4 protein-coding genes are annotated in these 6,770 nt (G+C 69.2%); all 4 read left to right on the plus strand.

Going from position 1 to position 6,770, the window contains the following annotated elements; genetic code table 11:
* The first annotated feature begins 3 nt into the window (after nucleotides 1-3).
* The 4 genes from VFB40_RS23160 to pknB all read left to right on the plus strand — a co-directional run bounded on the left by VFB40_RS23160 (nucleotide 4) and on the right by pknB (nucleotide 6,697).
* Nucleotides 4-1,572, plus strand: a complete 1,569-nt coding sequence (locus VFB40_RS23160) for a PP2C family protein-serine/threonine phosphatase (RefSeq protein ID WP_324854083.1) — start codon at nucleotides 4-6, stop codon at nucleotides 1,570-1,572.
* Between the two features lie 63 nt (nucleotides 1,573-1,635).
* The gene (locus VFB40_RS23165; RefSeq protein WP_324854085.1) at nucleotides 1,636-3,048 is read left to right on the plus strand and encodes an FtsW/RodA/SpoVE family cell cycle protein; all 1,413 of its coding nucleotides are present in this window, start codon (nucleotides 1,636-1,638) and stop codon (nucleotides 3,046-3,048) included.
* The gene (locus VFB40_RS23170) at nucleotides 3,045-4,532 is read left to right on the plus strand and encodes a peptidoglycan D,D-transpeptidase FtsI family protein (RefSeq protein WP_324854087.1); all 1,488 of its coding nucleotides are present in this window, start codon (nucleotides 3,045-3,047) and stop codon (nucleotides 4,530-4,532) included. The genes VFB40_RS23165 and VFB40_RS23170 overlap by 4 nt, the downstream gene beginning before the upstream one ends.
* Nucleotides 4,533-4,774: 242 nt before the next feature.
* Nucleotides 4,775-6,697 (plus strand): Stk1 family PASTA domain-containing Ser/Thr kinase, encoded by a 1,923-nt coding sequence (gene pknB / locus VFB40_RS23175; protein WP_324854089.1) that lies wholly within the window; start codon nucleotides 4,775-4,777, stop codon nucleotides 6,695-6,697.
* Nucleotides 6,698-6,770 lie beyond the last annotated feature (73 nt).

Consider the following 6,770-nt stretch of genomic DNA (forward strand, 5'->3'; position numbering starts at 1 on the left):
TAGATGAGCCTGTCCCTGCGATATGCGGCCCGTTCCCACGTCGGGCTGATCCGCGACGGCAACGAGGACTCGGGGTACGCCGGGCCGCGGCTGTTGGTGGTGGCCGACGGGATGGGCGGCCAGGCGGCGGGCGAGCTCGCCTCCTCCGTCGTGGTGCAGACCATCGCGCAGCTGGACACCCCGGCCACGCCGCAGCCTCCGGCCGACCCGGTGCACGCCCTGGCCGAACGGATCGGCGAGGCGCACGAGCGGCTGCACTCGATCATCACGGACAACCCTCAGCTCGAGGGGATGGGCACCACTCTCACCACGTTCCTGTTCAGCGAGCAGAGCGTCGCCTTCGCACACATCGGCGACTCACGGGCATACCGGCTGCGCGGCGGTCGTCTCGAACAGCTGACGGCGGATCACACCTGGGTGCAGCGCCTGGTCGACGAGGGTCGGATCAGCGAGGAGGAGGCGGGGCACCACCCGCAGCGCTCTCTGCTGATGCGGGCGCTCGACGGCCGCGGCCAAGTCGCCGACGCGGACCTGTCCCTGACGGACGTTCAGGCCGGGGACCGGTTGATGCTGTGCAGCGACGGCCTGTCCAGCTTCGTGTCCTTCGACACCCTTGAGTCGACCCTCGCCGGATACGCGGACCCGCATCAGGCCGCGGAGTCACTGATCCAGCTCGCGCTGCGGGCCGGCGGGCCGGACAACGTGACCTGCATCGTGGCCGACGTCTTCGACCCGAGCGCACCGGGCTCCTCGCCCAACGCGGAGACTCAGTACATCGAGATGCCGGTGACGGTGGGAGCGGCCGCCGAGCACGCCGGAGGTGCGGGCCTCCCGTCTTTTGGCGCGCCGCCCGCCCCACCCGGCGGGCCAAACGCGGGCGCGGCACCGCGAAACACCGACGAGATCCCGGCTGACACCCCCGCCGGCAGGGCGGCCCGGCTGCGCAGGCGCGACCGGCACGAAAAGCCCGCCGACGACCCGGAGGGTCCCCAAGTAGGCGACTGGGCGCCTGATCCCAAGCGGCGACGCTGGGTGAAGCCGGTGGTCATCGGCGTGGCCGCGGTCGTGGTCGTGGTCGGTGGCCTGGGCGGCGGCGCGTACTACTGGACGCAGCAGCAGTACTACGTTGCATCCGATAACGGCAAAGTCGCCATCTACCAGGGTGTGAACACATCCGTTGTCGGTTTCCGACTCTCGCACGTGTACTCGACGGACCCGCAGGTCGCGGTCAGTACCCTGCCGACGGCCAGTCAGGAATGGGTGCGTAATACGATAACCGCGACCAGCCTGTCTGACGCCCAGTCGATCGTGCACACCCTGTCGGTGCTCGGCGCGGACTGTACCGCGCTGACCACGGCCCCAAGCGCTTCGCTGAACCCGATCGCGTCCGCGAGCGTCTCTCCGTCTGCGACCGGCGCGCCGACGGGGACCGCTAAGCCGTCCACGACGGCGAGCAAGTCCGCGGCCCCGAAGCCGAGCCCGTCGCCCAGCGCGAGCATCGCCGAATCGAACCAACTCTCGGCGCAATGTCCGGGTGCTTCCGGCTCTGCGTCGGGTAACGGGTCAAGCTGACGACGGCGACGGGCGAGAGCCGACCGCGGCGTCGGCGACCAGGATGACAGGAACGTGATGCGCATGACGAGTACGCCGTTGGCCGCTTCGGCGGCCCAGGCCCCCGCCGAGCCGGACGTTCCCAAGCGGCGCAACGTCGAGGCGATGCTGCTGCTGTTCGCACTCGGCATCGCGCTGTTCGCGTACGCCGACGTCGGCAAGGCGATGACCGGCAAGACCCCGGCGAACATGGTGGCGCTCGGCGCGGAGTTCGGCGTGGCGCTGCTGGCCGCGCATCTCGTGGTCCGCCGCTTCGCGCCCTATGCCGACCCGGTGATCCTGCCGGTCGCGGCGATGATCAACGGGCTCGGCCTGGTGCTGATCTACCGGCTCGACCCGTACAACATCGCCAACAAGCTGGCCCCGAAGGGCGGCGCCGCACCGAACCAGGCGATCTACACCGTGCTCGGCCTCGCCGTCTTCATCGTGATCGTGATCTTCCTGCGCGACCACCGGGTGCTCCAGCGCTACGCCTACCTCTCGGCGCTGGTCGGGCTCTTCCTCATCGCGCTGCCCGCGGTGCTGCCGGCCAGCATCTCCGAGGTCAACGGCGCGCGCAGCTGGATCAGGCTCGGCGGCTTCTCGGTGCAGCCGGCCGAGTTCGGCAAGCTGTTGCTGGTCAGCTTCTTCGCCGCGTATCTGCACGCCAAGCGGGACGCCCTCGCGCTGGCCAGCCGCCGCTTCCTCGGGCTGTACCTGCCGCGCGGCCGGGACCTCGGGCCGATCCTGGTCTGCTGGGCCTTCGCGATGCTGATCCTGATCCGGGAGACCGACCTCGGCGTCTCGCTGATGTTCTTCGGCGCCTTCGTGATCATGCTGTACATGGCCACCGAGCGCACCAGCTGGCTGATCTTCGGCCTGCTGCTGTTCGTCGGCGGCGCGGCCGCGGTCGCGAACATGTCCTCGCACGTGATGGTCCGCGTGCACGCCTGGCTGCACCCGTTCTCGGACGTGACAGGACAGACCCGGCAGCTGGCCCAGTCGCTTTACGCGTTCGCCAACGGCGGCCTTTTCGGCACCGGGCTCGGGCGCGGCTACTCCTACCAGATCGGCTTCGCCAACAACGCCGACTTCATGCTGGCGACGGTGGGCGAGGAACTCGGCCTGGTCGGGCTCACCGCGCTGTTCATCGCGTACGCGATCATCGTGGTGCGCGGCGTGAAGACGGCGCTGCTGGTCCGCGACCCCTACGGCAAGCTCTTCGCCGCGGGCCTCGCGGCGACCTTCGCGCTCCAGGTCTTCATCACCGCGGGCGGGGTGACGAGGATCATCCCGTTGACCGGCCTGCCGATGCCGTTCCTGGCGTACGGCGGCTCGGCGCTGATGGCCAACTGGATCCTGGTGGCGCTGCTGATCAAGATCTCCGACGCGGCCCGGCGCCCGCTGCCGCCCGCGATTCCGCTCAGTGACGAGATGACCCAGGTGGTGCAGGCGTGAACCGGCCGATCAAGAAGGTGGCGATCTTCTGCCTCGCGCTGTTCGCCGCCTTGTTCGTGAACGCGAACTACATCCAGTTCGTCAACGCGTCGTCGTACTCGTCGCACCCGGACAACCGCCGCAATCTGATCTACGCGTTCCAGAACCCGCGCGGCGAGATCATCGTGGACGGTAAGGCGATCGCCACCTCGACGCCGACCACCGGCACGTTGAAGTACCAGCGGCAGTACGTAAACGGACCGCTGTACGCCCAGGCGACCGGCTACTTCTCGGTGAACTACGGCTCGACCTCGATCGAGCACTACGAGAACGCGCTGCTGCAGGGCACCGATTCGCGGCTGGCCACCCAGCAGTTCCTCAACACGATTGAGAACAAGGGCAAGAGCGGCGGCTCGGTGGTGCTCACGCTCAACGCCGCCGCGCAGCAGGCCGCGTACAACGGGCTGGCGAACGTGGGCAACGGTAAGGAGGTCGAGGGCGCGGTGGTGGCGCTGGACCCGAAGACCGGGGCGATCCTGGCGCTGGTCTCCGCCCCGTCCTTCGACCCGAACAAGCTCGCCACGCACAACACCACCGACGAGGCCAAGGCCGCGAACGCGCTGGCCGCGGACCCGCTGCAGCCAAACCTTGACCGGGCGCTGCTGCAGACCTACCCGCCGGGCTCCACCTTCAAGATCATCACCTCGGCCGCGGCGATGGACAACGGCATCAACGGCCAGCCGGTGGACGAGAACACCGTCATCCAGTCGCCGCTGAACGTGCTGACCTTCCCGGACACCAACGCCTCGCTGTCCAACGACGCCGGCGAGACCTGCGGCAACACCACCCTGATCCAGGCGTTCACGCAGTCCTGCAACACCGTCTACGGCACCGTCGGCCTCGACGTCGGCGGCGCGAAGCTGCAGGCCGAGGCCGAGAAGTGGGGCTTCAACCAGCAGGGCCCCTCGGTGCCGATGACCGCGGCCTCCTCCGCCTTCCCGAAGAACGTGACCTTCGACGCCTCGGTGGCGCAGTCCGCGATCGGCCAGTTCAACGTGCGGATGACCCCGCTGCAGGGCGCGCTGATGGCCGCCACCGTCGCGAACGGCGGCGTGATGATGGCGCCCTACCTGGTCAAGCAGGAGCTGGACACCAAGGGCGGCGTGATCTCCACGACCCAGCCGCACCAGCTGTACAACCCGATCACCTCCGACCAGGCGAACCAGCTGAAGGACATGATGGTCTCGGTGGTGCAGAACGGCACGGGAACCGCTGCGCAGATCAACGGCGTCCAAGTCGCAGGCAAGACGGGCACCGCGCAACGCGGCGCCGGGCAGAACGCGCTGGCCTGGTTCGTGTCCTTCGCCCCGGCGAACGACCCGAAGGTCGCGGTCGCCGTGCTGGTGCAGGACAACAACCCGAACGCGGGCGACATCTTCGGCGGCACGCTGGCCGCGCCGATCGCGAAGGACGTGATCCAGGCGGTGCTCGGCTCGCAGAAGTGATCCGCGGTACTGATCCGGCGAGGCGCGACCGGCGCCGGTGACCCGGCGGGAGTGAACCTCCCGGGGACCCGGCTCGTGCTCCCCCGGCGCGCAGGTATGACGCCACTGCCGCCAAGCTCTACTGCGCGCCTCGCTCGCCGTGAAACAATCGCGCAGAGCAGGTTTGAGACGGAACCCGGCGGATCGCCGCCTCCCGCGGGCACAGGGCCCGGCGGATCGGCGACAGGGGAAGGGCTGAACAGATGGAAGAGCCGCGTCGCCTGGGCAACAGGTACGAGCTCGGCGCGGTACTGGGTCGCGGCGGCATGGCCGAGGTGTTCATGGCGCGCGACATCCGGCTGGGCCGCGCGGTCGCGGTCAAGACGCTGCGCGCCGACATGGCGCGGGATGCCACGTTCCAGGCCCGGTTCCGCCGCGAAGCACAGTCCGCCGCCTCCCTCAACCACCCGGCGATCGTCGCGGTGTATGACACCGGCGAGGACTACATCGGCGGCGTGTCGCTGCCTTACATCGTCATGGAGTACGTGGACGGCTCGACGCTGCGCGATCTGCTGCACTCGGGCCGCCGACTGCTGCCCGAGCGGGCCTTGGAGATCACCTCGGGGGTGCTCCAGGCGCTGGACTACAGCCACCGCAACGGGATCATCCACCGCGACATCAAGCCGGCCAACGTGATGCTCACCCGGGCCGGCGCGGTGAAGGTGATGGACTTCGGCATCGCACGGGCCATGGGCGACCAGGGCATGACGATGACGCAGACCTCCGCGGTCATCGGCACGGCGCAGTATCTCTCCCCCGAGCAGGCCAAGGGCGAGACGGTCGACGCACGCTCCGACCTGTACTCGACCGGCTGCCTTCTGTATGAACTGCTGACCGGGCGTCCGCCGTTCGTCGGTGACTCGCCGGTCGCCGTGGCGTACCAGCACGTGCGGGAGGCGCCGCTGCCGCCGTCACACCACGATCCCGAGGTGCCCGCGGTCGCGGACGCGATCGTGCTCAAGTCCCTCGGCAAGCACCCGGACGAGCGTTACCAGTCCGCCGATGAGATGCGCGCGGACATCGAGCGGGCGCTGGACGGCCGGCCGATCGCCGCGGCCCCGACGCTCATGGCGGGGTACGGCGCTGCGAATACGCCAACGCAGGTTGTGTCGAGCGCGGCGGGTTATGGCGCTGGGCAGACCACGGCTGGGTACGGGCCGCCGACGCGTTACCAGCCGACGCAGTATCAGCCCTCGTTCGAGGACGCGCCGCCGGAGGACGCGGTCCGTCGTCGCGGAGACTCGGCGGGCGGAAACGGCGGGCGCAACAAGAAGTCCGACAAGACCGGGTACATCATCCTGGCCGTGGTCGCCGTGATCGCGATCGTGCTCGCCTTCGTGGTCTTCAACAAGCTGCTGGGCGGCAACGGGTCGAACGGCAAGACCACGGCCGTGCCGCCGATCACGGGCAAGACGCTCGCGCAGGCGGAGCAGGTGCTCAGCGCGAACGGCCTGAAGATCGGCAGCAACACCTGCTCCGGTGACGCGGCGAACAGCGACACGGTCCCGGCCGGGCAGATCATCTCGCAGAACCCGCAGAGCGGGGCCAACGCCAGCTCCGGTTCCGCGGTGAACTACTGCCTGTCCGCCGGGGCGCAGCAGAAGACCCTGCCGAACACGCAGGCGCTGAACACCAACACCAAGGACACGGTGGAGAAGACGCTGCGCAGCAACGGCTTCAACAACCTGGTGGACCAGAGTCAGGCGAGCAGCACGGTCCCGGCCGGCAACGTGATCGACCTGCAGGACGGCAACGGCAAGTCGCTGGCCGGGCAGGCCGTGCCGCTGACAACCCAGATCACCGTGATCGTCTCCAGCGGCCCCGGCAACACGACGGTGCCGTCGGTCATCAACCAGAGCTGCACCTCGGCGCTGCAGGCGGTCCAGGGCGCCGGGTTCCAAACGCAGCAGGTCAATCAGTTCAGCAACGATGTGCAGGCCGGCAACGCGATCGGGACCGACCCCGGGGCCAACGCCCAGGCCGCGAAGGGCAGCACGGTGAAGGTGTTCTGCTCGAACGGTCCCTCGCCGGCCGCGAGCCCCTCGAACAGCCCGTCGCCGAGTGCCACGCCGTCCGGCGGCGGTGGCCTGCTCGGCGGTGGCGGAGGAAACGGCGGCAACGGCTGACGTCGGAGGCCGGCCAGCGACAGGTTGGCGGCCGGCTAAACCGGCCTAGCGGCTGACCACCTCGGACGGCCTC

The sequence above is a fragment of the Actinocrinis sp. genome, assembly GCF_035650855.1.
In the GTDB taxonomy this organism is placed as follows: Bacteria; Actinomycetota; Actinomycetes; order Streptomycetales; family Catenulisporaceae; genus Actinocrinis.